The organism is Anabaena sp. CS-542/02, assembly GCF_028331085.1.
Classification (GTDB): Bacteria; Cyanobacteriota; Cyanobacteriia; order Cyanobacteriales; family Nostocaceae; genus Anabaenopsis; species Anabaenopsis arnoldii.
In genome coordinates this window covers 48,871-75,199 of sequence record NZ_JAQMTM010000158.1, presented here as the reverse complement: position 1 = coordinate 75,199, position 26,329 = coordinate 48,871, and the positions used below count along the sequence as shown (strand labels likewise).

Below are 26,329 nucleotides of genomic sequence, written 5' to 3'. Positions count from 1 at the left end.
GGTGAAAGCCCAAAAACCCATGATGGAAAATCGCATCCTCTACGTTCGCCTTCCCTGTAACCCCATATTTCCCATTGGGGTAGTATATCTTTCAGATCACATTCACAAACTATTCCCCAACATTGAACAACGGATCTTTGATTTGGGAACAGTACCACCTTTAGATTACGCATCCAGCCTAGATACCTGTATCGATGAATTTAAACCCACACTCCTAGTATTTTCTTGGCGTGATATTCAAATTTATGCTCCAGTGGGTGGACGTGGGGGTAACCCACTACAAAACGCCTTTGAGTTTTATTATGCTCAGAATCCCCTGATCAAATTACGTGGAGCTTTAGGCGGTTTGCGAATCTTTATCGCTTACTATGTGGAGTTGTGGCGCAACCAAGGATTAATCAAACGTGGTTTAACACGCGCCCAAAAATATCATCCTGATGCTCGTACCATTGTGGGCGGTGGTGCAGTCAGTGTATTTTACGAACAATTGGGTAAAAGCTTACCCCCAGGGACAATTATTTCCGTAGGTGAAGGTGAAACACTCATCGCAAAACTTTTAAGTGGTAGAGAAATTCAAGATGAACGTTGCTATGTAGTGGGAGAAACTCAACCACGACCACGCCTAATTCATGAACAACCCACCCCCTTAGAAAAAACCGCCTGTAACTACGACTATATAGAAAGTATATGGCCAGAATTTAACTATTACCTGCAAGAACAAGACTTTTATATTGGCGTACAAACCAAGCGCGGTTGTCCCCACAATTGTTGTTACTGCGTTTACACCGTCGTAGAAGGTAAACAAGTCCGCATCAACCCAGCAGCAGAAGTAGTTACCGAGATTCGCCAATTATATAATCGCGGTATTCGCAACTTCTGGTTTACTGATGCTCAATTTATCCCTGCACGTAAATTTATTGATGATGCTGTAGAACTATTACAGAAAATTGTCGATTCTGGTATGACAGATATCCACTGGGCAGCATACATCAGAGCCGACAACTTAACACCCCAGTTGTGTGACTTGATGGTCAAAACCGGGATGAACTACTTTGAAATTGGGATTACCAGTGGTTCTCAGGAACTAGTTCGCAAAATGCGTATGGGTTACAATTTACGCACCGTCTTACAAAACTGTCGCGACTTAAAAGCAGCTGGCTTCAACGAATTAGTTTCCGTCAACTATTCCTTTAACGTCATTGACGAAGGTCCCGAAACCATCCGCCAAACCATCGCCTACCACCGGGAACTAGAACGAATTTTTGGCGCTGATAAAGTTGAACCAGCTATCTTTTTTATTGGACTCCAACCCCATACCCATTTAGAAGAATATGCCTTAAAACAGGGTATCCTTAAACCTGGATATAACCCCATGAGCTTGATGCCATGGACAGCAAAAAAACTCCTGTGGAATCCTGAACCCCTTGGTTCTTTCTTTGGGGAAGTCTGCTTACAAGCTTGGAAACAAAACCCTAATGACTTCGGGCGCGAAGTTATGAACATCCTAGAGGAAAAATTGGGTTGTGCCAATTTGGAAGAAGCACTTTCTGCACCTATAGACAAGAAAGAAAAACAGGCTCTAAGTGTATCATAGACATTTGACATCCTCTCGCCGCCGTAGTCAGAATATCACAACGTCCCTAGGGGGGTCTTATAGAACCACTCTAATATGGTAACTTGTATTTAGATGATTTCCTCAGCGGGCAGGATGTCTACCCTACAAGAGTTTTAAGATTTATTATATATTACCCATCAAGCTGCAATCTGCTGTAAATTCATAGTTTGATTCAGCAACGCCCAATTCAAACTTCAGATCAAAAATTCAGAATTACTTACCAATTATGACAGCCTATGTTAGAAGGTTCAATACTACAAAAGCTGGAAAAAGCACACCGCAATACTACTAGAGCACTTGCACTTGGGGTCTACTACAAAAATACTTTAGTTTCTCTGTGCCATGCTTTAGAAGACCACATTTTAAGTGAAGATAGTTCACCGTCAGTTATTACAGCCTTTCAACAAGGTAAATGGTATCTCCAAGAAGCCGAAAGATACGCAGATATTGCTCAGTATAGCCAGCAAATTGTGATTATGGCGACACCGGATACAGGGTTTGTAGAACATCCCACTAGCCAACTTAGTAATGTGGATTTAGTGCCATTAAATCCACTTGACCCAGTAGCCCAGGAGTGGCACTTAATTATCCTGTCCCCAGAATACACAGCAATGGTACTTTGTCAAGAGCTATCAGAGTCAGATTATGGGGCAGATGGTAGACCATGTTCTGATAGAGAGCGGAAATTCTATGGATTATGGACATTTGAACCAGCGTTAGTGCAAGAAACAGCCAACTTGGCGATCGCCCACATTCAAGAATACAATCCAGAACTAGCAGAAAAACTAATCAACCGTCAAAAGAATATACATTATAGTCCAGTTACGCCAAAACATTTAAGTGCGGTTGTCTCCCGCGTAGTAGATTATCTCGAGACAGGACAAAAGCCACAAGCACTGAGTACCGCTCCCAGTCAACAGGACTTAGACCGTAACCTAGTTTCTAATGAAATCCAGGCATTTTTACGGATGGCGCAATTAATCGATGTGGCTGATGTTCAAAATCCCATGGCCTGCGCCGAAGTCGTAGCACTTGCTGAGATCATGGGGCAGCTTTTGGAACTACCCGCATGGCAGATTAAACGATTGCGACTAGCAGGTTTTTTACACCGTATAGACCCACTACAAAGAGCAGAAAGCCTCCTCACTCCCGGTACATCTACCCGCTACCAAGAACAAGCGCCCCATTGTCCCTTAACTTGTCCCCTAGTACCAGGAGCCCAGGTATTACGAACCATGCCCCGACTCCAGGCCATTGCCCAAATTATCACCCACCAAAGCGAATGGTGGAACGGTACAGGGGAACCAGCAAATTTAGCCGGAGATGAAATTCCCTTAGAATCGAGAATTTTAGCCCTAGTCTCCGATTTCCAGTGTCGCGTCAACAACATCAAATCATCCCCAAACACTCCCCAAGAAATCTTTACCCAAGCCTTAGAGGCATGCAGACAACAACAATCAACCCGCTTTGACCCTAAACTTGTAGATGCTCTAGCTTTATTAGTTATGGGTTTACAGCAGGGTCTAGACTTACCAGTGACAGCACCGAAAGTCAGCACTGGCGTATGGCTGCTTGACTCCCAATGGGATAAATATCGACAAACCAGTACAGTACAACCCCACTGATAAAACTTCTGAGCTTCCTAATTACCAGTCATCCCCATGAATCTTGAAGCCATTAAATCAGGAAAACTCAAACAACTTCCAGGAGCTAACCTAGAAGATGAGGAACTCTCCCAAATCGATTTGAGCCGGATCAATCTCGCAGGCGCTAACTTAGTCGGTACTAATTTCATCGGTTCCAAACTTGAAGGCGGACATTTCCAGGGAGCCAACTTGATGGGCGCAAACCTGCAAAAAACTGACCTGCGGGCCAACCTCATGGGAGCGAACTTAATGCAAGCCGACTTAACCAGTGCTGACTTGCGTGGTAGTAATTTACGCGGAGCCAACTTAATGGGGGCGACACTGGCTGATGTCTCCCTGGCTGGTGCTTTCTTGAGTGGTGCTAATTTAATGAATGTCAACCTACAGGGTGTTGACTTACGCAGTGCTGACTTACGGGGTGCAAACCTCACCGGCGCAAATCTCAAAGGTGCTGACTTAAGTCGTGCTGATTTGCAAGGAAGTTTATTAAGTGAAGCCAACTTAGAAGAAGCTGACCTACGGGGCGCAAATTTAGCCGGGGCCAACCTCACCGGCGCAAATCTCCTGTGTGCAGAGTTGGAAGGGGCAAATTTGACCGGGGTCAAGTTAGATCAGGCTTGCTTACTGGGGACAGTCATCGCCACAGTTGGTTAAAAAAGATTAAGCTAGGACTCGCCAACGCATCCACACCGCCAGTATCCCCATGAACACCACCCCCATCACTCCTTGTAGAGGATTATTATTTACACCCGTCACCCAATCAGGAACTTGACCAGTATATTCAATTAAATTGCCTACATTAATTATGTAATAGCCCCAAACTAAACCACCATGTAAACCAATCGCTAAACCCAATCTTCCCCCACGCCAGCGTTTAGCCCATACCTGCGTTAACCCCAGCAATATCAAAGCTGGAAATTGCGGTAATGTTTGAATAATTACCTCCCAAGGCTTAATAAAGTGCAATGCAGCAAAGGTGACAGCATTGACCCAAAGTGCCACACCTAAGCTATAGTCCCGTTCTAGTTCATCCAGTAACCAACCTCGAAATAATAACTCTTCCGCAAACCCCACACCTAAAGAGACAATTAAACCCTCTAGAATTATTCTCGGCAAGAAAACCTGCGGTTGTTGCCATACCAGCCAACCTAAAAAACCTTGTAGCCCAAACACTGCAAGAATGCCAACTATACCAGTAGCGAAACCATTCAGCAAATCCACGGCATTGGATCGGGTGATTTCCCCACCATATTGTCTGAATATCTGGGGTTGGTGATAGACATTTTTACCCCATAGCCGCAACAGCAAAATAAATTGCGCATATAACAGCACCATTGTCAATATACTTACTAAGTTAGGATCCCTAACTAACAAGTAAATTGGGATGGCAAAGGGTAGCCATAGGACTAATAAGGCCGCAACAAAATAACCCAGCCTGATGGTAACAGGACTGTGGGCTAACCGAATTAGGTTGATTTTCATGGGATTTTGAGGAATAAGTCCAATATATTGTCTTATTCGTCCGGTTCAATGGTGCTACTTAAACCATGACTTTTTAATGTTTCGCAATAAAATTCCGCGTGTTCCTGAGCGCAAGTAATGACTAAAGCCAAACCGTTGGTATGGGCTTCCATCATAATGCTTACTGCTTGGGGTTGGGTCAGGCTCGGTACTGTAGTTAATAGTGTCTGTACTACATACTCCATGGAGTTGTAGTCGTCATTATGGAGCAAAACCCGGTACCGGGGGGCAAGCTTGCGGGATGTGGAACGCTTCTCAATGGTTTCTACAGACACGGCTGTTTGCTTTTAATTCGATGATTGACAAGAACAAGATAGATGTTAAGTCAATGCTATTGACTTAATACTTATTTACTTATGCTATAACATCGCGATACAAACCTGAAAGATTAACCTCCCCCCCCGTCTTTAAAGCTGAACGCTTTTCACTCTGCTCAGAAATTTCTGATAATCTGAAATTAAGGTATGTTCAATATCTTGGTTTCAGATAGCGCATTCTCGCTTTTACAATCAATTAAGCTGCTACCTCGTCAATTTAACGAATATGAGCCTAGAGTTTGAACCAGGACAAATTGTATCTTTAGACCATAGTGATAAGAATTTACTTGCAGAAGTTATCCAAGTCGTGGTTGCTCGTCAGTTGTGCTGGTTACGTCCCCTGCTGTTAGCTAACTGTACACCAGAACCACCAATTATTACTGATCTGCGAGATGGTTCACATTTGCTTTGTCCTCTTAATTTGGTGCGACCAGCCCTAGATACGGAGGTCATTACCTTTTTGAGCCAGATTTTAGCTAAAGAACCCAAAAGCAAACTAGACTCAGCCGCTCAACAGCAATATTATCAATTTATTCAGCAGATATATCCAGGGTATGAGCGAACCCCCATGAATTGAGGAGTAGCGGATGAAATTTCCCCTCCTCATACCTATTACCCGCCCGAAATTAAGCGTAACGAATACCAGCATCTCTCATGCGTTGAATGGCTTCATACATCCGTTCATCGGGAATGGTCAGGGCTATTCTGAAAAAGCCCTCGCCGATGGCACCATAACCATTTCCTGGAGCCGCCATAATGCCACATTTGTCAAGCAATAAAGATACAAATTCTTGTGAAGAATATCCTAGAGGTACAGGTGCCCAGATGTAAAGTGTAGCGTCAGGAGGTTCAATGGGCCAGCCTAAAGACTGTAATCCTTTTACAATAATGTCACGACGCTTTTGGTAAGCTGACATTAAGGCTGAGAGTTCTGCATCACTAGTGGAGAAGGCTGCGATCGCAGCTTTTTGAATTGCCTTAAATACCCCAGAATCCACATTACTTTTTACCTGTCTCACTCCTTGAATACCAGTGGCATTCCCAACCACAAAACCAATACGCCAGCCCATCATATTATAGGATTTAGACAGACTGTGAAATTCAATAGCCACATCTTTCGCACCCGGAACTTGCAGGACACTCGGCGGTTTATAGCCATCGTAAGCCATTTCCGAGTAAGCATGGTCATGACATAGCAAAATATTATACTGCCTGCAAAAATCAACCAATTCTCCCAAAAATTCCAGGCTGGCTATGGCTCCTGTGGGATTATTGGGATAATTAATCCACAATAATTTGGCTTTACGGGCAATTTCTTCAGGAATTATATTTAGGTCAGGTAAAAAATTGTTTTCTGCCTTCAACGGCATACTATATGGTTCACCACCAGCAAAAATTGAGGCAGTCTTATACACAGGATAACCAGGATCCGGTATCAGGGCATAGTCTCCCGCCTCTACAAAAGCTAAGAAGGTGTTATGTATTGCTTCTTTAGAACCAATTGAAGAGATAATTTCTGTATGTGGATTTAACCCTGTCACCCCAAACCTCCGTTCCATCCAATTAACCGCAGCCTCCCTAAATTCTTGTGTTCCCTGATAGGGTGGGTAGTTATGGGTGGATGGGTCATCAATTGCTTGATGCATGGTCTGAAGAATCTGATTAGGAGTTGGTTTATCTGGGTCGCCCAGTGCCAGATTAATGATATCAACTCCCTGAAGCCCAAGTTGTTCCCGTTTCCTGTTAAGTTCGGCAAACAAATAAGGAGGAATTTTTTCTAAACGTTTAGCGGGCTGCATGGTGGTTTACTACTAATGCAAGTTATGGATGCTCACTAGCACAGTTTACGCCACACTGGTGAAATAAATACTAAATTTCCGGGAAAAACACTAGCCATGTCCTAGGATTTCCCTCGTCGGCAAGCAGTAGTTAACCCCAACTGGGTACTAACTTCACCCGACCCGCATCCATTTCTGCCATTAATAACTCTAGAGCTTCATAATCTACATCAGAAATGTAACCCATTTGAGTTAGTTCTGAATTGATTTCATTTTCGATTTCGGGGGTTAATTTTTGAATATCAAGGGCTTTTTCAACCAGTTGACGGATAATGTATTTAGTTCTCATCAGTAATATACCAAGACTATATGTGATAATTCCTGTCCAAGATACTGTTGGGTATACAATGTGATTTAATTTTTCATGCTGGTGTGAACTATATCATTAGAGCATGGAATAAATAATCTGTCTTTAACCTTGGTATGCAACCCTGTCCAGCATGACAATAAATCAAGTCTTTGCATCTAAACCTGAGAGTGAGTTAATTAGTTTGAGTTACTAACTCAGTAAGCTTTGTCAGAAAACTTACGCTTATTTTATCTCCTCTATGGCGGTCTATGTAGATTGTTTTGCAGATGGAGGGGAAAAAAAGTATACAGACGCACATTTTATCCTGGATTTGCGGAATTTTTATCAAACATCTTATGTTTTAAAAAAATTCCGCAAAGTTACCGGAACATCTGGGAATACATCAGAAGCAAAAGTTGGCGGTGTACAGTTAAAGTATCAATTAGTACCCCTAAGCCCGCCTGATCCTCACCCACACCGGGATAGATAAGTTAGTAAACAGTGTTAAATATATAATAGTATAAATGTACCAAATAAATCTACCAATAACTGCAATTTATAATTGTAGATTGTGATTCAGCAACGGACAAAGGTGTATTTTCAGAAAAATCTGGCTATGGGGATTGAATAACTGTACCGCACAGGCTACATTAATGCTAAGTTATAGTAGATTAGCTGTAATTAAGGTAGCTAAGAAGATAGCATAGTGGTTGTTGCAGTTGAGAAATTAATCACAGCGGATATATTAAAGCCAGCGCGTTACTTGGGTAACGAGCGCTTGGCAGTAAATAAACCTTGGGATAAGGCCACAATACGCTGGGCTTTAACCTACCCAGAGGTGTATGAAGTCGGATCGTCTAACTTAGGGCATATTATCCTATATAATATCCTGAATGCCCAGCCCCAACAATTATGCGATCGCTCTTATTTACCAGGATCTGACCTGGCAGCAAAACTGAGGGCAACCAATACACCCTTGTTTGCCGTAGAATCAAAGCGACGCTTAGAAGAATTTGACATTTTAGGTTTTAGTCTCAGTTATGAACTGGGAGCAACTAATATCCTGGAAATGTTAGACCTAGCGGGAATTCCCCTCACATGGCAAGAAAGAGCCGAGGGTAACTACCCGTTAATTTTTGCGGGGGGACAGACGGCCACATCAAACCCCGAACCATACGCCGACTTCTTCGACTTTTTCGCCCTTGGAGATGGGGAAGAATTACTACCAGAAATTGGGTTAGTGTTGGCAGAAGGTAAACAAAGCAAACTAAGTTGGGAAAATCTACTCCTAGACTTGGCACAGATACCAGGGGTCTATGTTCCTCAGTTTTATGATATGGCAACGGATGGCTCAGTACATCCTCGCCGAAAAGATGTGCCAAAACGGATTATCCGCAGGGTGGCAACCCCAATCCCAGCATATTCCATTGGTTTAGTTCCTTACATGGAAACCGTCCATGACCGTCTCACACTGGAAATTCGCCGAGGCTGTACACGTGGTTGTCGCTTTTGTCAACCAGGAATGCTGACTCGTCCAGCCAGAGATGTGGAACCAGAACAGGTAGTAGCAACCATTGAAAAAGGAATGCGGGCTACTGGATACAATGAGTTTTCCTTGCTATCCCTGAGTTGTTCGGATTATTTGTCCTTACCAGCAGTAGGGATGGAAATCAAAAACCGGTTAAAAACCGAGAATATTTCCCTGACACTGCCTAGTCAACGGGTAGATAGATTTGATGAAAATATTGCCAAGATTCTGGGTGGAACCAGGCAAGGTGGACTAACTTTTGCTCCAGAAGCCGGCACCCAAAGAATGCGGGATATTGTAAATAAGGGTTTAAGTAATGAAGAATTATTAAGAGGCGTAAAAACAGCTTGGGAACAAGGCTGGGATAAAATTAAGTTATATTTCATGATTGGCTTGCCTGGGGAAACAGATGCTGATGTGGCAGGCATTGCGGAAACAGTCAGTTGGCTACAACGAGAATGTCGCGGTAGAGGCAGAAAACCACTAAACTTTAATCTGACAATTTCTAACTTTACACCCAAGCCCCATACCCCTTTTCAGTGGCACTCAGTTTCTACTACAGAGTTCAAACGGAAACAAAACTTGCTCAGAGAAGAATTCCGCCGCATTAGGGGTGTTAAGGTGAATTTCACCGATGTCCGAATTTCGGCAATGGAAGACTTTGTGGGCAGAGGCGATCGCACACTAGCGAAAGTAGTCCGTCGCGCATGGGAATTAGGAGCCGGTATGGATTCCTGGTATGAAAATTTAGATGCAGCCTTTGGTGCTTGGGAAACAGCCATCGCCGAAGCTGGTTTAAATTGGAAATATAGGCGGGTAGAAAAGGGCGAGTGGAATCTGTTTGATACCCAGGAACACAAAGTTGAGGGGAGAAGGGGAACGGACGTAAATTCGGCTTTCACTCCCCCACTGCCTTCGCCCGACTCGCTCAATATGCCCTTACCTTGGGATCATATAGACACAGGCATCGATAAAAAATGGCTGCAGGAAGACTTAAAACGGGCTTTAGAAGCGGCAATAGTCCCGGATTGTTCTTTTGCAGCTTGCTCACACTGCGGTGTCTGCGGCACAGACTTCGGACATAACATTGTGATTTCACCGCCACCAATACCAGAATTTCCTGGCAATTTTGTTCCCAATACAAATAAAACCCAAAGACTGCGTGTCTGGTTTGGTAAGCAAGGTCTCATGGCTTTAGTGAGTCACCTGGATTTAATGCGCCTGTTTGATCGGGTCATCCGCAGAGCAGGTATACCCATTGCCTTTACCGGTGGATTTCATCCCAGTCCCCGGATTGCGATCGCCAGTGCTTTAGCTCTTGGGGCCACCAGCAGTGGAGAAATTGTAGATTTTGAGTTAATCCAGCCAGTGGAAGTTGAGAATTTCCGACAGCAACTAGTTCAGGAACTGCCCGGGGACATCCCTATATATAAAGTTGCTAGTATAGACTTGAAAGCCACCGCAGCTAACCAAGTCATGGAGGCTGCGGCTTATGTAATTAAGGTAGCAACCTCCAGATCAGTAACAGCAACACAATGGCAAGAATGGATTGATGCCATCAAAGCCAAAAATGAGCTATGGTGGGAAAAAACTACCAAATCAGGGAAGAAGGAATTAGTAAATCTGCGCTCCCGCTTGTTTGAACTGGAATTAGTTGAAACTGAAACCAGTACAGCAGAGTCTATAGCTGTTCTGCATTATTTAGGAAGTTGTCGCCATGATGGTGTGGTCTTGCGTCCCGAACAAATACTGTCTATGCTGGAAATAGTATCGCTCGCAGAATTTCAATTGCTGCACATCCACCGCAACCAGCTAGTTTTAGGTGTATAATACCTAACAAGCAATGCTTTATTTAGAGCCTCCCTCACGGACTTAAAACCTAGGGCACAGCTGCGCTGATGGCGGAGCGTGACCCTAGCCAAGTCTGACATAGGACATAATGGCAATTAATTCCCTCGGTTGCGTTAGAATCAGAGCAAGACAATTTTCACTGCGTGGCCATTCAATGGACTAGTTCACTCCCCTAATAAGCAGGGAGGAAAAGCTATCTATAGCTATGCCTGGCAAAGCTATGGGAGCGTGTACTTAGCTAAGACTTGCGTTCAGGCTTCTGTGTAAGCATACAAGATTGTGACTTCTAGAATTGTATCCAAAGACTGGGTAATGAAGACAGCTTGCCGCTCTTCCTAGGACATAAGCGAATAGCTACGCCACACAAGCTATCAGCCGACTGCTGCTGGAGCTGCTGTAGAAGTAGTTGTGAGACTTGTCTTGTAGAAGCCACTATCCCTATAGCTAACTTGTGAACTAGTAACTTAAAAAATGGGCTGCCGTGGCCAACTCTTCCTCTATGTTTTTTAAACAAGTGCTAAATGCCTAATCTCTAGCTACCAGTGCTATAGCATCAAAAAACACCCATAAAGGGTTGCCCTGATTTTTCAATGTTAACTTTGGTTAAATAATATGCAGCCCTTGGGAAATAATCACCGCGTGTAAACGCAACTCTTTAGTCCGATGCTCCCTTTAATTTTGAGCAAAGAAGTCACAATTTTTATGATCAGCAGCGTCTTTTGGAGCTGGCAGGGGCGAAAGGCACGCGTGTTCCTCTAAGCTTCTCGTTGGCGCTGCCAATTTTTGAGGAAATTGAATGCCAAAGCAAATTATCATAGCAGAACAGCATCAAATTGCTGCTGTCTTTTCTGAAGATCAAATACAAGAACTCGTAGTCGCCACTGGTCATCACCAAATTGGTGATATCTACTTAGGTGTAGTAGAAAATGTATTACCAGGAATAGATGCGGCTTTTGTCAATATCGGAGATCCAGAGCGTAACGGATTTATTCATGTGACCGACTTGGGTCCATTAAAGCTAAAGCGTACGGCAGCAGCAATTACAGAACTATTAGCACCACAACAAAAAGTTTTGGTACAAGTGATGAAGGAGCCAACAGGGACGAAAGGTCCTAGGCTCACAGGTAACATCACATCACCGGGACGCTATGTAGTTCTCATGCCCTACGGTCGGGGGGTAAACTTATCTCGACGAATTAAAAGTGAAAGTGAGCGGAACCGCTTGCGTGCGCTAGCAATTTTGATTAAACCTGCGGGAATGGGTTTACTGGTGCGTACAGAAGCAGAAGGCAAACCAGAAGAGGCTATTATTGAAGATTTGGAACTGTTGCAAAAGCAATGGGAAGCCATTCAGCAAGAAGCACATTCTACCCGCGCCCCGGCCCTACTGAATCGGGACGACGACTTTATCCAGCGGGTACTCAGAGATATGTACGGTGCCGATGTGAATCGGATTGTGGTGGATTCCAGCACCGGATTGAAAAGAGTAAAACAGTATTTGCAGAATTGGAGTGGAGGTCAAACACCCCAGGGCGTATTGTTCGACCATCACCGCGATCGCTCGCCAATTTTAGAATATTTCCGCATTAGTGCCGCAATTAGAGAAGCCCTCAAACCGAGAGTAGACTTACCCTCTGGCGGCTATATTATCATTGAACCAACAGAAGCATTAACAGTAGTAGATGTTAACTCTGGTTCCTTCACGAGATCCGCAACGGCCAGGGAAACAGTGTTGTGGACAAACTGTGAAGCTGCTACGGAAATCGCTCGTCAGTTACGGCTGCGAAATATTGCCGGGGTAATTGTGGTTGACTTCATTGATATGGAATCGCGGCGCGACCAATTACAAGTTTTAGAACACTTTAATAAAGCACTCAAGGCAGACAAAGCTCGTCCTCAGATTGCCCAACTCACGGAGTTAGGACTAGTAGAACTGACCCGTAAACGCCAAGGTCAAAATATTTATGAATTATTTGGTCATACTTGCCCCACTTGTGGCGGGTTGGGGCATACTGTGCGGTTGCCAGGAGATACAGAAACCCGACTGCCAACCACTGCTGAAATACCAGAGCGTTCGGATTTCGGCTCCACTCAGTCTAAGGTCTCTTTTCCTAATAACGATAGCGTGGGGAGAGTTCAAACACCAAGGATACCGGCAGTAAAGGCGCGAGGTTATGAGTCTTTTGACGACGGGTTTGATGGATTGCGTGGCCCATCTGGGGATATTGATACTCCCATTAATCATCCTAGCTATCAAGAACCACGGGACGTAAAGCGTCGTGTTCGTAAGAGCAGCCATGGTAGATTTGGTCTTAATGGAGTTAATACTAAGGATGATATACGTAGCCTAGACTCTCTATCGAGTCGAGGTGGAGACATCAGTGGGGTGATTCCTAGTGAGGTAGGTTTTGACAATGATTTAGATATAGACTTAGACGTTGATACCCAAAGGTCTACTCCAGAAATTCCCTCTCCCTCCTTAACTAAATCCGGTTGGCAAGAGAGAACTGGGCGGGCTACCAGGGAGAAGCTCGAGCCAATTAAACCAGTGGTAGAACCACCGGAATTTAAAACTGTGGAAATGAGTCCCCAAGAACAAGATGTGTTCGCTTTGATGGGGGTTTCTCCTTTATTGAAGTTGGATGAGGAATCTCAGGGGAAAAGTCCCAAGTCAGTAATTATTAATATTATTGCACCAGGACAGTTAGACACTAATGTTAGAAAAAATCAAAATTTGATTTTTGAGTCACAGGATGAACCCAATAATCAGTTGTCGCTACTAGAAGATAAAACCCCCGATGTGCTGGATAGGGATTATGGCTTTGAACCCCAAGAAGAAACCATAATCATAGAGAGCGTAGTTGAAACTCCAGAAGCTACTACTCATAGCTTACCTGTGGATTTGGAAGTTACACCTACCGTTACGCCGTCCGACAAAATCTCTACTGGTAACCGTCGCCGCCGCCGTCGTTCTTCTGCCCTAGAGTCTAATTCTTCTACAGGTGAGGACAATTAATTCTGTTATGGAGACAGAAGAAACAATTTCACATCCCCGATTCTTGAATTCGGGTGAGGCGGGTCTCCCTTTTTCACCTTTCTCTTGTGACTTGGTGGCGGGTATAGATGAGGTGGGGCGGGGTGCTTTGTTTGGTCCTGTGGTGGCAGCAGCTGTGATTTTGCCTGGTTGTGCCTTGCCAAAACTCATGGCTGCTGGTATTAAGGATAGTAAAAAACTTTCCAGTTCTCGGAGAATTACACTAGCAGGGCAAATTTGTGAGTTGGCGACGGACTGGACTATTGGGGTTGCTTCCAGTACTGAAATTGATGAACTAAATATTTTGCAGGCAACTCTTTTAGCTATGAAGCGGGCTGTGCTGAAACTGAATGTACAGCCTCAACTATGTTTAGTTGATGGTAACCAGCCGATTAAAGATTTGCTTGTGCCTCAACAAACTGTCGTTAAGGGTGACGAAACTCATGTGAGTATTGCAGCTGCTAGTATTGTCGCTAAGGTTTGGCGTGACTCACTGCTCATCCGTTTGGCATCAAAGTATCCTTTATATAATTTGGAGAACAATAAGGGCTATGGCAGCCAAAAGCATTTGCTGGCGCTGCAACAGTATGGTCCATCACGACTGCATCGCAAATCTTTTCGTGGTTGTTAAGTGGGCGATCATCGATCACTCAACTGAAGCTCAAGGGGTTGGACTTGAACCATACAAGCTACGGCTAGCTTGCTAGTTCTCAAATAGTCTGCTTGGTCTAGGTTGAGATAGGTTTTATATAAGGGAGTGAGTCAATCTGGGTTGAGAATAGGCATTTCCCCCGGGCTGCAATTGCCTTTGGCACTGCGCTGATTGCAATCAGCCCTAGTCTTGTCAATTAGGAGGGGTTCCATGCCCTGTGATGTTACCCAGTGGTGGTAATCGGCCAGGAGTTGATGCTGGAGGCGTTGTTTTATGGTCATCAGTATACTTTTGAGTAAACCATTACCTGTGGCTTCTAGGATGGGCTGAGGTGTGAAGCAAAATGGGGCTGGGATATCTACTTCTACTTTTAGGTCGGCTTTTCCTTGGAGGATGGTGATGTTGTTGTTTTCTTGGGGTGATAAATACCCTTGTAAATTTAATGACCAGCGCTGGTTGATGTACTCAAAGCCCAGAATTTGACTATTTACCGATCGCACCTGAATGGTTCCATGTGATTCTGCCCAAACTTTCAGGTCTACAGTGGGTTGAATACTCAGTGACATGAAGGTTAATGGACGCATTTTTAAGCGAAATACTTCTTCTGAAAGTTGCTGTATGCGACTATTATCTGTGAGTGCGTTGACTAGACGTTGAGGCTGACGCAGGTAGTGTTGGATAGGGATGGGTTGTGGTGGTACATTAATTCTTACTGTTTGGCAGGCGGTAAACTGGGTAGCCATGAATTAAAAGCAATAATTGTTGAATATTTCTATTTTTAATTAAATTATAATTTTATTTTTTTCTATTCGTTGAAACATTACAGCCTTTTTCAGGCTAATGAAGTACACATCAATTGCCTATTCCCTGTTCCCTGTTCCCTGTTCCCTGAAACTAAACAACTTTGTACCTCACGAGCATGGGAAATGCTATATAGGAGCGGATTCCAATTGACTGGGAGAAAACTTGAGAAAATTCGATTGAACTCTATTTAAAAGCTGTTCACAAAAGACTATTTTTACCTATCATACAGTCATAACCTTGGCTCAACCATGCTCCATGATGGAGTCATATTACAATAGGCCTCTAGTTTAGATAAATAATTTAGGACTAAAGTCTGTGACTATATCTATTGCTCATTTAGGACCTCCTGGCACTTACGCAGAACAAGTAACTGCTTTTTATGCTAATTGGCTGGCAAAAAAAACAGGTAATCAAGCTATGTTGTGTCCATATTCGAGCATTTCCCAATCACTCAACGCTGTTGCGTCTGGAGAAACTCTGTTAGCTGTTGTGCCGGTAGAAAATTCTATTGAAGGCAGTGTAACTATGACAATGGATACACTGTGGCAGTTGGATAGTTTACGAGTTCAGTTGGCTTTGGTAATGCCGATTGCTCATGCTTTAATTTCTTGTGCCGGTAGTTTAGATACTATTCAAACTGTTTATTCTCACCCACAAGCTTTAGCACAATGTCAAGGATGGTTAGGGCGGTTTCTGCCAACTGTGCAGCTAATAGCGAGTAATTCGACTACCGAATCGCTACAGCGGCTGGATGGAGATTTAACCGCGGCTGCGATCGCATCCAGTAGAGCCGCCGATCTCTATAAATTGCCTATATTGGCTAGTAACATTAATGACTACCCCGACAACTGCACTCGCTTTTGGGTGGTGAGCCAATGGGTGGAAGATTTAGTGGCTATATCAGGAACTGCTCATTACACTTCCTTGGCTTTTACTGTCCCGGCAAATTTGCCGGGAACGCTACTTAAAGCACTACAGGTATTTGCTGGGTTAGGGATTAATCTTAGTCGTATTGAATCGCGACCAACAAAGCGATCACTAGGAGAATATTTGTTTTTTATTGATTTAGAAGCAGATGTGCACGAAGAACAAATGCGATGCGCTTTAGCGCAGTTAACTGAGCATACAGAAATCTTGAAGATTTTTGGCAGCTACAATATTCTACCTATAACAACTGGGTCGTAACTCCTAATTAAAAAAATACGAATTACGAATTACCTATGGCTACGCCACGCAAGCTATAACGTAGCATTTCCCCTGGCAAACAGGAAATATTACGAATTATTAAAAGTATCTTTGAGGACGGCGCGGGCTGCTAAATGATTCCGAGTAGAAGTCAAAATTTCTGCTTCTCTTTCCAAGCGAAGTAAGGTATCTTGTGTTTCTAACAATGCCTGTTGCTCTGAGGGCACACCATAGAGATTACTTGCTACCCAGTAAGAAAGTTCTGTAGGTAGGTCGGGTAATTCCTCTGGTAGTTCCATATTTTGCTCAGTTAACTTGGCTGAGAGACGAACTACATCTCGTAAGAGTTGTTCTACATCTGCGGCTAAGGGGCGTAAATCTTGATTTGGCGGCTGATCTTCTAACCATTCTACTAACCCAACACGGTAAGGCTTTTCGCGGACATATTCTAAAACACGGAACCTTTGCTGTCCCAAAGTCAACATTTTCATGCGGTCATCTGGCAGCCGTTGGTAATGAATGATTTCTGCACAACAACCAATATTAGCGATTGTACCGTCAACTGGATCGACCATTAACACACCGAATCGGCGATCGCTCTCCAAAATCGTATTCATCATGATTCGGTAGCGGAATTCAAAGATGTGTAGGGGTAATGGTCTAGTGGGGAATAGAACTACTTCAGGTAACGGGAACAGAGGTAGTTCGCGAACTGCAATTTTAGAAGAGGATGTCATTGTTACCTTTGTATAAAATTAATTGTGAAATTTATTATTCTCTGCTTTCCCCGTACTCTTCTGATATTCTATCATTTGTTTCCCATCTGATAAAAAGCCCTGAGATAAATTTCTTCAGGGCTGGGTAAATATTACAGCATTAACCAAACTATAGTTTTACTTCAATGTCCACACCAGAAGGTAAATCTAGCTTCATCAGGGCATCAATAGTTTTAGAAGAAGGTTGATAAATGTCAATAATCCGGCGGTGGGTGCGGGTTTCAAAGTGTTCCCGGGCATCTTTATCTACGTGAGGCGATCGCAGCACACAGTAGATTTTACGTTTTGTTGGTAAAGGAATCGGGCCTATAGCTGTAGCGTTAGTTCTGTTAGCCGTGTCTACAATCTTCTCGCAAGATGTGTCCAATAAGCGACGGTCAAAAGCCTGTAAACGAATTCTAATTTTCTGCTGCTGTAGAGTTGCCATCTTTAATTTTCTAGGTTCTGATGAATAATTATGATTTTTCTGAGAATTATCGGGGATAGTGACTTTTTCTGCCCGGCCTGGCGAAGGCTTTGGGGTGAGACTCTCACAATTCCCCTTCTGCTGAGATTAGCCGCAGCATAGGTGATTACTTGAACAAGCAATCAAAGAAGGAAGATAAAGGAGCACCGATAGATTATCTACCAGCGCTCCTTGCTTATAGAACAAAAAGGTGTTACTTCAGAATTTTGGATACGACACCGGCACCAATAGTGCGTCCACCTTCACGAATTGCGAAGCGCATTCCTTGCTCAATAGCAATCGGGTTGATCAATTCTACTGTCATTTTGATGCGATCGCCCGGCATCACCATTTCTGCGTCGCTACCATCATCAGAAGTAAAGGATTTGATAGTGCCGGTTACATCAGTTGTCCGTACGTAAAACTGAGGACGATAGCCGGAGAAAAATGGGGTTTTACGGCCGCCTTCTTTCTCTGTCAAGACGTATACTTCACCTTCAAATTGAGTGTGAGGAGTAATAGAACCTGGTTTGGCAATTACCATCCCGCGCTCGATGTCAGTTTTTTGGATACCGCGCAGGAGCACACCGGCGTTATCACCAGCCATACCTTCTTCGAGACTCTTCTTAAACATCTCGATCCCAGTTACAGTGGTGTTGCGAGTGTCTCTAATGCCCACTAGTTCAACATTATCACCGACCTTAACTTTACCACGCTCAATCCGACCAGTGGCCACAGTACCACGACCTGTGATCGAGAATACGTCTTCCACTGCCATCAGGAAGGGTTTATCTACAGCACGGTCGGGAGTAGGAATGTAGGAATCTACTGCTTCCATGAGCGCGTAGATTTTGTCCACCCACTCATCTTCTCCCCGTTGAGTCTTGGGGTTAGCCGTCATTTTTTCCAATGCTTTGAGACCGGAGCCTGTGACGATGGGGATATCGTCACCAGGGAAATCGTAGCTAGATAATAGCTCCCGGACTTCTAGTTCTACCAACTCTAGTAGTTCTGGGTCATCTACCATGTCTTCCTTGTTCAGGAACACCACCAGACTGGGTACACCTACCTGCTTTGCCAATAGGATGTGTTCACGGGTTTGGGGCATGGGGCCATCTGCAGCGGAAACTACGAGAATACCACCATCCATTTGAGCCGCACCAGTGATCATGTTTTTCACATAATCAGCGTGTCCTGGGCAATCTACGTGAGCATAGTGCCGATCGCCGGTTTCATACTCAACGTGAGCCGTATTGATGGTAATCCCCCGTGCTTTTTCCTCTGGGGCATTATCAATTTGATCGTAGCCTTTACCTGTAGCTTGACCCAGCGCTGCCAGAGTCATAGTAATGGCTGCTGTTAAAGTAGTTTTACCATGATCAACGTGACCAACTGTACCGATATTAACGTGGGGTTTCGTCCTTTCAAACTTTGCGCGTGCCATGAATGCTCGTTTCCTTTTTTAATTAAGCGTTCCCTTTGCTTTTCGCTATGATTGCTTCAGCCACGTTGCGAGGTACTTCTTCGTAGTGGCTAAATTCCATCGAGAAGATACCCCGACCTTGGGTCTTCGAGCGGATATCAGTAGCGTAGCCAAACATTTCTGCCAATGGGACTTTAGCAGTTACCTTGGCTAAACCATCATCAGATCCCATACCTTCAATTTGTCCACGACGAGAGTTAAGGTCGCCCATCACATCCCCAAGGAAGTTTTCGGGTACTTCAACCTCAACTTTCATCATAGGTTCTAATAGTACAGGAGAAGCTTTCAATACTGCCTCTTTCATTGCCATTGAGCCAGCGATTTTGAAAGCCATTTCTGAAGAGTCTACATCGTGGTATGACCCATCCACCAGAGTTGCTTTGACATCAATTAGTGGATATCCAGCTAATACACCGGATTCGCAGCTTTCTTTCATTCCTTGTTCTGCGGGTCCGACATATTCTTTTGGTACGACACCACCCACAATTTTAGAAACAAATTCAAAGCCCGTACCCGGTTCGCCTGGTTCCAAATCGATCACAACGTGACCATATTGACCTTTCCCACCACTTTGGCGAATGAATTTCCCTTCAATTTTGGAGACTGATTTCCGAATCGTTTCGCGGTAAGCTACCTGCGGCGCGCCGACATTCGCTTCTACTTTGAATTCACGTAACATCCTGTCTACCAGAATTTCCAGGTGTAGTTCTCCCATTCCCGCGATTACGGTTTGGTTGGTTTCTGGATCTACACTGACACGGAAAGTGGGGTCCTCTTCAGACAGAGATTGCAGAGCTTTAGAAAGCTTGTCCATGTCATTCTTGGTTTTGGGTTCAACCGCTACCGAGATTACCGGCTCAGGAATGAATAGAGATTCCAGGATTACTGGCGATCCCTCATCCGTTATGGTATCACCCGTCAAGGTCTCTTTTAATCCCAATGCGGCTCCCAAATCCCCAGCCCGCATTTCATCCACATCCATGCGCTCATCTGCTTTTAGAACCACCAGACGGGAAATACGCTCCTTCTTGTTCTTGGTAGCGTTGAGAACATAACTACCTTTCTTCAGAACACCAGAATAAACCCGAACAAAGGTGAGACGACCGTAGGGATCAGCCATAATCTTAAAGGCTAGAGCTGATAGAGGTTCTTGGTCATCAGCTCTACGCTCAACAACCTCACCTGTAGGTAATGTACCTTGGATAGCTGGTACTTCAGTTGGTGCTGGTAGATAATCTACCACTGCATCCAGCATCAACTGCACACCTTTGTTTTTAAATGCCGAGCCGCACAGTACTGGCACAATCGTACCGGCAATTGTCCCTTGACGCAGCGCACCACGAATTTCATCTTCTGTAAGTTCTTCTCCCTCGAAGTACTTACTCATCAGAGTGTCATTGGTTTCTGCCACAGCTTCTACAAGCTTGGTGCGGTACTCTTCTACCTGGTCTTGCATTTCGGCGGGGATATCTGTTTCTTCGATATCTGTTCCCTCGTCGTTGTTGTAAATATAGGCACGCTGGCGTACCAGATCAACGATTCCTCTCAAGTCATTTTCACTACCAATTGGTAGTTGAATGGCAATGGCATTAGTCCGCAGGCGATCGCGCATTTGTTCGTGAACTCTGTAAAAGTTCGCCCCTGTGCGATCCATTTTGTTTATGAAAGCTATGCGGGGGACTTTGTAGCGGTCTGCTTGTCGCCAAACTGTTTCCGACTGCGGTTGTACGCCACCCACAGAACAAAATACCGCGATTACACCATCCAACACGCGCATAGAACGTTCTACTTCGATTGTGAAGTCAACGTGTCCGGGAGTATCGATAATGTTAATTTGATGATCTTTCCAACTGGTACTGATAGCAGCAGCAGTGATGGTAATTCCCCGTTCACGCTCCTGCGCCATCCAGTCTGTCACGGCTGTTCCTTCATGAACCTCGCCAATTTTATGAATTATGCCAGAGTAAAACAATATTCTCTCGGTTGTCGTTGTCTTGCCCGCATCTATATGCGCCGCAATACCGATATTGCGTACTCTCTCTAGCGGGATCGTACGTGCCACAGTAGCCTCCTATTATAGTTTTTGCCTCATGATATCTTGTATATTACTCTTTGTTAAGGTTCTATACTTCTACGGAAAACCGTATTTTTTTGTGCGTAGGCGATATACCGCTGTTATATCCACGATATACCCCTACTTTTCTTAGTAACGATAGTGTGCAAAAGCCTTGTTGGCTTCTGCCATCCGGTGTGTTTCTTCCCGTTTGCGAATTGCATTCCCGGTCTCGTTGGCAGCATCCATTAACTCATTAGCTAATTTACTTGCCATTGTGCGTCCGGGCCTAGACCTGGAAAATTTAACTAGCCAGCGCAAAGCTAGGGTTGTACCCCTGTCTGAACGGACTTCCATCGGTACTTGATAGGTGGCTCCGCCTACTCGACGCGCTTTTACTTCTACCAAAGGCGTGGCGTTGCGTACTGCTCTTTCAAAAGTTTCCAGTGGCGGAGCGCCAGTGCGATCTTCAATAGTTTTCATGGCATCATAAACCAGCCTAGCAGCCAGTGATTTCTTTCCATGACGCATCACCCGCCGGATTATCATGCTGACCAGGCGACTGTTATATACGGAATCAGGCGGAACTGGACGCCTTTGAATAACACCACGACGAGACATACTTCACCTTTACTTCGGATTTGGCAACGAAATTATATGCTATCAGACACTAGGTATATGGGCGGTTAAAGCCGCCGTTTTAACTTTGTCTTTTTTTCTCCACGCCAGATTAGGCGACGACATCATAAACTTTAATATTTTAGATGCAACCGCTGCAATTGCCTACGGCACTGGCGATAGGGTAGCGCGGCTTAGGCTATAGCCAATCGCTTGGCAGGATAATGGTTTAAATTACCTAATTTTCACTGCTTAATACAGGGTTTAGCAAGACTTTGTGGCCACATAAATCACCACTATTTAGCTATCGCACCCTTTCAACCTATAGGATGAATCATCATCCTCGACGATTAATTGCCTATTTCCTATTTCTTCGTTCCTTTCGGGAGCTTGGTTCCGTACTTGGAACGCCCTTGCTTACGGTCTTTAACTCCAGCTGTATCTAATGTTCCACGGATAATGTGGTATCTCACACCTGGTAAGTCTTTCACCCGACCGCCACGAATCATTACTACTGAATGTTCTTGCAAGTTATGACCGATACCTGGAATATAGGCTGTGACCTCAAATCCTGATGTCAGTCTTACCCTTGCTACTTTACGTAGAGCGGAGTTGGGCTTTTTCGGTGTAGTTGTATATACCCTTGTACAAACACCCCGACGTTGTGGGCATTGCTTTAGAGCTGGAGACTTAGTTTTCTGACGCGCTTTTTCGCGTTCGGTACGTATGAGTTGCTGTATTGTTGGCATGAGTTACAGCGCGTAAAGCTGCTTAGAGGTCTAACTTTTAACAAATCCTGATTATATCTTTTTTTGGGTTTTTATGTCAAACTGATATTTTTCTATTTAAAATCTGGCCGTAATCATGGAGAAGGACATACCACAGCCACAGGTGGCTATGGACTGAGGATTGTGGAAGCGAAAACCACCACCCATTAAATCTTCTGAATAATCTAATGCCAACCCATTTAAATAATTCAAGCTTTCATGATCTATGACAACCTGAATACCGCTCACGTCAAAAACGCGATCGTTCATCGTGACATTTTGCTCAAAAGACATATCATAAAACCATCCTGAACAGCCCCCTACCTTAATTGCTAATCTGAATAAAGAATTTGGCTGCTGTTTTAACTGTAATCGCCCAATTTCACTGATTGCGGCTGGACTCAGATGAATCATGGAATTAGTTATGGCTTACGCCAGGCTAAGTTATCGACAGTAAAAAACCCCATTTTAAAATATTACAGACAGTTGAAGTCTAAAAATCACGATGACAAAAAATTTTGGTTTGATTTTTTGCTGGGCTAAAATCAGCCTATAGGTGACTGGGCAGTGCTACTGGTGTATGTCTTCTTAATTCGTGAATTAATATTAACATCCTGTGTATCTCACTGAAAAGATTAGTCCCCGCCAAACGGGGAGTAATCTCAGTCTAATCGGTACTGAGGTATGAGGAAAATACTGAGTATACTATACCTACAGCTTTTGCAGTCGTTACAATTTTAACCATCATTACGAGCATAGTCGTCTTGATAGCGAATAATATCATCCTCGCCTAAATATTCACCATTTTGGACTTCAATTAACACCAAAGGAATCACTCCCGGATTTTCCAGACGGTGGGATGTACATTGGGGTACATAGGTTGACTCATTGTTCCTCAGTAGCACCTCCTTATCTCCACAAAGAACCCTAGCAGTACCAGAAACAACAATCCAGTGTTCACTGCGGTGATGGTGCATTTGCAGGCTGAGACGGTGTCCCGGTTTGACCTCTATGCGTTTAATTTTATATCCCCGCCCTTCCTCCAACACTGTAAAAGAACCCCAAGGGCGCAGCTCGGTTGCAGCAATCCCTTTATTAGAGATGGACACGGGTAGAGATAGATTATTAGTTTGTGTGGTTTCTGGAAATTGCGCCATAGTTACCTCAGTTGGTCTACAAACAAACCGTTACTAATCGTTGGATGAAGGGTAAAACTGATCCTTGAGATTTGCACCTTGCTAAACATAACAAAATTAAAACAGGAGGGTGCAAAAATAAGTCCTTCAACCAAAACTTCTATACCAACTCTTCACACCACAAGAGTGGCGATGACCTGAGCTTAAAAAACATGAGCCCGACTGCATTAATCATTCCAAACCTAGAATCCTCACCCTTAGCTTCTTACTCCCTACTCTTGTTCTAAGAAAACCCCAATACCGTTGTGGACACGTGCAGCAGTATTACTCGAACGGTCCAGTAGTTGTCCTCCCAGATAAAGACCAGTAGAACTCCCACCGTCTAAATTCAGAGCGTTCACACAACCAATATTCTTCATTAATTGGGCGTGTTCGGCTAGGGTGGGGCCTAGTCCACCAGCACGATTGTGTACAGCAGCAATGATTACTGATCCGCTTGCTGTGGTGCAAATACCACTACGAGCAGCTTTTTGTCTACTAAAAGCTGGACTGAACTTTTCCCCAGCAGCATCCAGGACAATTTGATTATTTTGTACTAATAGGGGACCGGCTCCCATAATGTGGGGATAGCGGTTAAAGTTGGGGGAATTTGTTGTGCTGGTAATGCTAACTGGTGTACCAATAGGTAATTGTGACGCCCCTAAATACGCACGTAAGGTTAGTAGGTAGCCGTCTTGGGGAATGGTAAATGTTGTTTCACCAGCCTTACCACCTGGTAGCTGATTTGTGACTCGGTTTTGTTGGACAATAACAATGATTTCGTTATCCGTTAGGGGGGTGTAGCTAGTTCCCCATGTGTTGGTGTAACGAGCAATACCACTCTGCACATAACCACTATTTAAAAATAGAATCGGCAACTTTTGATTATTGTCAATGATTAACGTTTCTTCTAAAGTGAGACGACCGAAGTAAAACTCCCCGGAGTCATTCCAGGCGATCGCCCCCCGGTTAAGAATTGGACCTGATAGCCACTGACCACCCCGACGAATTGCCCCCAAAGGTAATCGATTATTGCGGTTGAAATAACCAGCATTAATTGCGGCCACAGCTGAAGACTGCTCTGCCATTTGGATGAGTGGTGCTGTACCGGTTTGACTGGTGGTGTCAGTCCCAATGGGTTGTAAACGTAACCCACTTTGACGGGGATTAATATCTAACCAAACTACGGGAAAGCGTTCTGTACCTAAAGTGACAAATTGCTGCCGCCAGCGCAATCCTGTAGCCCAGTTAATATCTCGTTGTACCAAGGCATCGGGACGAAGATCAATGACCAGGCGGTTGGGGTTTGCTAAGGTCATAATCTGGGGAGCCATACCAAAGGGTACACTCAGACTGATAATTGTGCGATTGTTAACTACCTCTAATTTTCTCACTATTGATCTGTCCACCTTACCCCCATGAGGATTTTCCGGGGTTGCTGATGTTGATGGGGCATAGCGTTGGCTTAAAGCAGCATCGGCGATCGCATCTAGAGCCACTACCCACTCTCTATTGGGTGGTGCTGTAGATTCTGCTTCTGTTTCACTGGTTATAGTTCCCCCTGGGGAGACTTGCCAAGGTGATGGACGATCTAAATCCAAGACAATGCGAGCTGAATGAAAGGGAGGAAGACTAACCCCTGGAAGCTTGCGTGGCGTAGCTATAGATTGTTGACTTTGACGAATATTTTTTATTTGAGCTTTTGGCGTGGCGATTGCCATGAGATTACCATTAGCTTGTAACACCCAACCTACTGTTTGAGTAAAATCAGTAATATCCATATAGCGATGGCCTTGCAGCAGCCTTGTAGCTAAAACCGATGGTTTCTGGTTTGATGAGAACCATTCTATTGGTTGGCTAGCAGCACTGTTGCTGCTCAAAAAATCAACTCCAACGATCTGCCTCAGAGCACCGTCACTCAAAAAAGTTTTCACTCGCCCATCTGTTCCTCTCTCCTGTAACCAAGCCCCTGGTAAGGTACGACCATTGAGGATAATTTGCTTACCAGACGCTAACACACCACTGGTGCTGGTGCAGCAAGGTATGTTTTGCGTCACCGGGCTGGTATTAATCCAGGATTCCTCAGCTCTACTAGACCATTTAGTACATAAGCAGAATATAATAATTACTACTGCTGTTGGTGCTATAGACCGGAACATCCTCGAAGGCAACCGATAGCTTGCGTGGCGTAGCCATAGCCACCTTTGATTACTGCTGTTGGTGAGAGCACAATAATGTTTTTTACTATGATGTTGTGACATTTTTACCTCAATACTATTGATAGCTTAGGTGGCTTAGGCATAGACTACTTGCAGCACAGTAAGTTTCACGGGAATCTTAAGAAATAGTGATTGAATTTTTGCATAAATGTGATAATATATAAATTGGATATCTATCTCTTGTCAACTTAAAAAGTAATCACACCATTAAAAACACTATTACTGAGTGTTTTAAGTATCACTTTATCCAGTCAAGCTGTATAAAAAACTAGTTTGGCTGCTGCCAAGCCAGTGAAGATATCTAAACATTCACGGATGGTTGCTATTTGAGTGAGGTCTGTCTTGTAGCAAGATGGATCAAATCATCATCAAACAATGAAATATATACAACAGATATTTTGAGTAATTGTCAAATGTGTATGTTGTATAATACGCTGATTTTGGGGATGAATCAGGATTATTCCGCACTTGAAAACTAAGTTGTGTTATGGGTAAGCCAAACAAGTTTTACTT

At 44.1% G+C, this 26,329-nt stretch carries 23 protein-coding genes; 9 read left to right on the top strand and 14 right to left on the bottom strand.

Going from position 1 to position 26,329, the window contains the following annotated elements; all coding sequences use genetic code 11:
• Positions 1 to 19: 19 nt before the first annotated feature.
• The 3 genes from PN447_RS16540 (at position 20) to PN447_RS16530 (ending at position 3,915) form a co-directional block, all read left to right on the top strand.
• Positions 20 to 1,594: a photosystem II high light acclimation radical SAM protein gene (locus PN447_RS16540; protein WP_271764122.1), complete on the top strand. Its 1,575-nt coding sequence runs from the start codon at positions 20 to 22 to the stop codon at positions 1,592 to 1,594.
• Between the two features lie 257 nt (positions 1,595 to 1,851).
• Positions 1,852 to 3,240: a DICT sensory domain-containing protein gene (locus PN447_RS16535; RefSeq protein WP_271764102.1), complete on the top strand. Its 1,389-nt coding sequence runs from the start codon at positions 1,852 to 1,854 to the stop codon at positions 3,238 to 3,240.
• Between the two features lie 36 nt (positions 3,241 to 3,276).
• Positions 3,277 to 3,915, top strand: a complete 639-nt coding sequence (locus PN447_RS16530) for a pentapeptide repeat-containing protein (RefSeq protein ID WP_271764101.1) — start codon at positions 3,277 to 3,279, stop codon at positions 3,913 to 3,915.
• 6 nt (positions 3,916 to 3,921) lie between these two features.
• Here the strand turns inward: PN447_RS16530 and PN447_RS16525 are convergent, their stop codons facing one another.
• Positions 3,922 to 4,743, bottom strand: coding sequence for a CPBP family intramembrane glutamic endopeptidase (locus PN447_RS16525; RefSeq protein WP_271764100.1), 822 nt, complete (start codon positions 4,741 to 4,743; stop codon positions 3,922 to 3,924).
• 32 nt (positions 4,744 to 4,775) lie between these two features.
• Positions 4,776 to 5,057: an ATP-dependent Clp protease adapter ClpS gene (clpS, locus tag PN447_RS16520; RefSeq protein ID WP_200989791.1), complete on the bottom strand. Its 282-nt coding sequence runs from the start codon at positions 5,055 to 5,057 to the stop codon at positions 4,776 to 4,778.
• A gap of 268 nt (positions 5,058 to 5,325) precedes the next feature.
• On the opposite strand from clpS, the gene PN447_RS16515 reads away from it, so the two are divergent.
• Positions 5,326 to 5,676, top strand: a complete 351-nt coding sequence (locus tag PN447_RS16515; RefSeq protein ID WP_271764099.1) for a hypothetical protein — start codon at positions 5,326 to 5,328, stop codon at positions 5,674 to 5,676.
• 49 nt (positions 5,677 to 5,725) lie between these two features.
• On the opposite strand, the gene PN447_RS16510 is transcribed toward PN447_RS16515, so the two are convergent.
• Positions 5,726 to 6,898, bottom strand: coding sequence for an LL-diaminopimelate aminotransferase (locus PN447_RS16510; RefSeq protein WP_271764098.1), 1,173 nt, complete (start codon positions 6,896 to 6,898; stop codon positions 5,726 to 5,728).
• A 130-nt stretch (positions 6,899 to 7,028) separates the two neighbouring features.
• Positions 7,029 to 7,226: a hypothetical protein gene (locus PN447_RS16505; protein WP_271733716.1), complete on the bottom strand. Its 198-nt coding sequence runs from the start codon at positions 7,224 to 7,226 to the stop codon at positions 7,029 to 7,031.
• A 259-nt stretch (positions 7,227 to 7,485) separates the two neighbouring features.
• On the opposite strand from PN447_RS16505, the gene PN447_RS16500 reads away from it, so the two are divergent.
• From PN447_RS16500 to PN447_RS16485, 4 genes are all read left to right on the top strand, one after another.
• On the top strand, positions 7,486 to 7,716 hold the full coding sequence (locus PN447_RS16500) for a hypothetical protein (RefSeq protein ID WP_271764097.1): 231 nt from the start codon (positions 7,486 to 7,488) through the stop codon (positions 7,714 to 7,716).
• Between the two features lie 216 nt (positions 7,717 to 7,932).
• Positions 7,933 to 10,584, top strand: a complete 2,652-nt coding sequence (locus tag PN447_RS16495; protein ID WP_271764096.1) for a TIGR03960 family B12-binding radical SAM protein — start codon at positions 7,933 to 7,935, stop codon at positions 10,582 to 10,584.
• An 817-nt stretch (positions 10,585 to 11,401) separates the two neighbouring features.
• On the top strand, positions 11,402 to 13,621 hold the full coding sequence (locus PN447_RS16490) for an Rne/Rng family ribonuclease (protein ID WP_271764095.1): 2,220 nt from the start codon (positions 11,402 to 11,404) through the stop codon (positions 13,619 to 13,621).
• Between the two features lie 7 nt (positions 13,622 to 13,628).
• On the top strand, positions 13,629 to 14,270 hold the full coding sequence (locus tag PN447_RS16485) for a ribonuclease HII (RefSeq protein WP_271764094.1): 642 nt from the start codon (positions 13,629 to 13,631) through the stop codon (positions 14,268 to 14,270).
• Between the two features lie 131 nt (positions 14,271 to 14,401).
• Here the strand turns inward: PN447_RS16485 and PN447_RS16480 are convergent, their stop codons facing one another.
• A complete protein-coding gene (locus PN447_RS16480; RefSeq protein ID WP_271764093.1) occupies positions 14,402 to 15,034 on the bottom strand; it encodes a DUF1997 domain-containing protein in 633 nt (210 codons plus the stop codon).
• 376 nt (positions 15,035 to 15,410) lie between these two features.
• On the opposite strand from PN447_RS16480, the gene pheA reads away from it, so the two are divergent.
• Complete coding sequence (pheA, locus tag PN447_RS16475) at positions 15,411 to 16,280, top strand: prephenate dehydratase (protein ID WP_271764092.1); 870 nt, start codon at positions 15,411 to 15,413, stop codon at positions 16,278 to 16,280.
• Positions 16,281 to 16,369: 89 nt separating this feature from the next.
• Here pheA and PN447_RS16470 read toward each other — a convergent pair whose 3' ends face one another.
• The 9 genes from PN447_RS16470 to PN447_RS16430 form a co-directional block, all read right to left on the bottom strand.
• Positions 16,370 to 17,017, bottom strand: a complete 648-nt coding sequence (locus tag PN447_RS16470) for an LON peptidase substrate-binding domain-containing protein (protein WP_271764091.1) — start codon at positions 17,015 to 17,017, stop codon at positions 16,370 to 16,372.
• 148 nt (positions 17,018 to 17,165) lie between these two features.
• Complete coding sequence (rpsJ, locus tag PN447_RS16465) at positions 17,166 to 17,483, bottom strand: 30S ribosomal protein S10 (RefSeq protein WP_006196404.1); 318 nt, start codon at positions 17,481 to 17,483, stop codon at positions 17,166 to 17,168.
• Between the two features lie 232 nt (positions 17,484 to 17,715).
• Complete coding sequence (tuf, locus tag PN447_RS16460) at positions 17,716 to 18,945, bottom strand: elongation factor Tu (protein ID WP_271764090.1); 1,230 nt, start codon at positions 18,943 to 18,945, stop codon at positions 17,716 to 17,718.
• A gap of 22 nt (positions 18,946 to 18,967) precedes the next feature.
• Positions 18,968 to 21,046, bottom strand: coding sequence for an elongation factor G (gene fusA / locus PN447_RS16455; RefSeq protein WP_271764089.1), 2,079 nt, complete (start codon positions 21,044 to 21,046; stop codon positions 18,968 to 18,970).
• Positions 21,047 to 21,187: 141 nt separating this feature from the next.
• Positions 21,188 to 21,658, bottom strand: a complete 471-nt coding sequence (rpsG, locus tag PN447_RS16450; RefSeq protein WP_271733706.1) for a 30S ribosomal protein S7 — start codon at positions 21,656 to 21,658, stop codon at positions 21,188 to 21,190.
• 362 nt (positions 21,659 to 22,020) lie between these two features.
• Entirely contained in the window at positions 22,021 to 22,404 is a 384-nt protein-coding gene (gene rpsL / locus PN447_RS16445; protein ID WP_271733705.1) for a 30S ribosomal protein S12, read from the bottom strand.
• 96 nt (positions 22,405 to 22,500) lie between these two features.
• Positions 22,501 to 22,836, bottom strand: a complete 336-nt coding sequence (locus PN447_RS16440; RefSeq protein WP_271764088.1) for a HesB/IscA family protein — start codon at positions 22,834 to 22,836, stop codon at positions 22,501 to 22,503.
• Between the two features lie 323 nt (positions 22,837 to 23,159).
• Complete coding sequence (locus PN447_RS16435; RefSeq protein ID WP_271733703.1) at positions 23,160 to 23,579, bottom strand: phosphomannose isomerase type II C-terminal cupin domain; 420 nt, start codon at positions 23,577 to 23,579, stop codon at positions 23,160 to 23,162.
• A gap of 251 nt (positions 23,580 to 23,830) precedes the next feature.
• Positions 23,831 to 25,858, bottom strand: coding sequence for a phosphodiester glycosidase family protein (locus PN447_RS16430; protein WP_271764087.1), 2,028 nt, complete (start codon positions 25,856 to 25,858; stop codon positions 23,831 to 23,833).
• Between the last annotated feature and the right edge of the window lie 471 nt (positions 25,859 to 26,329).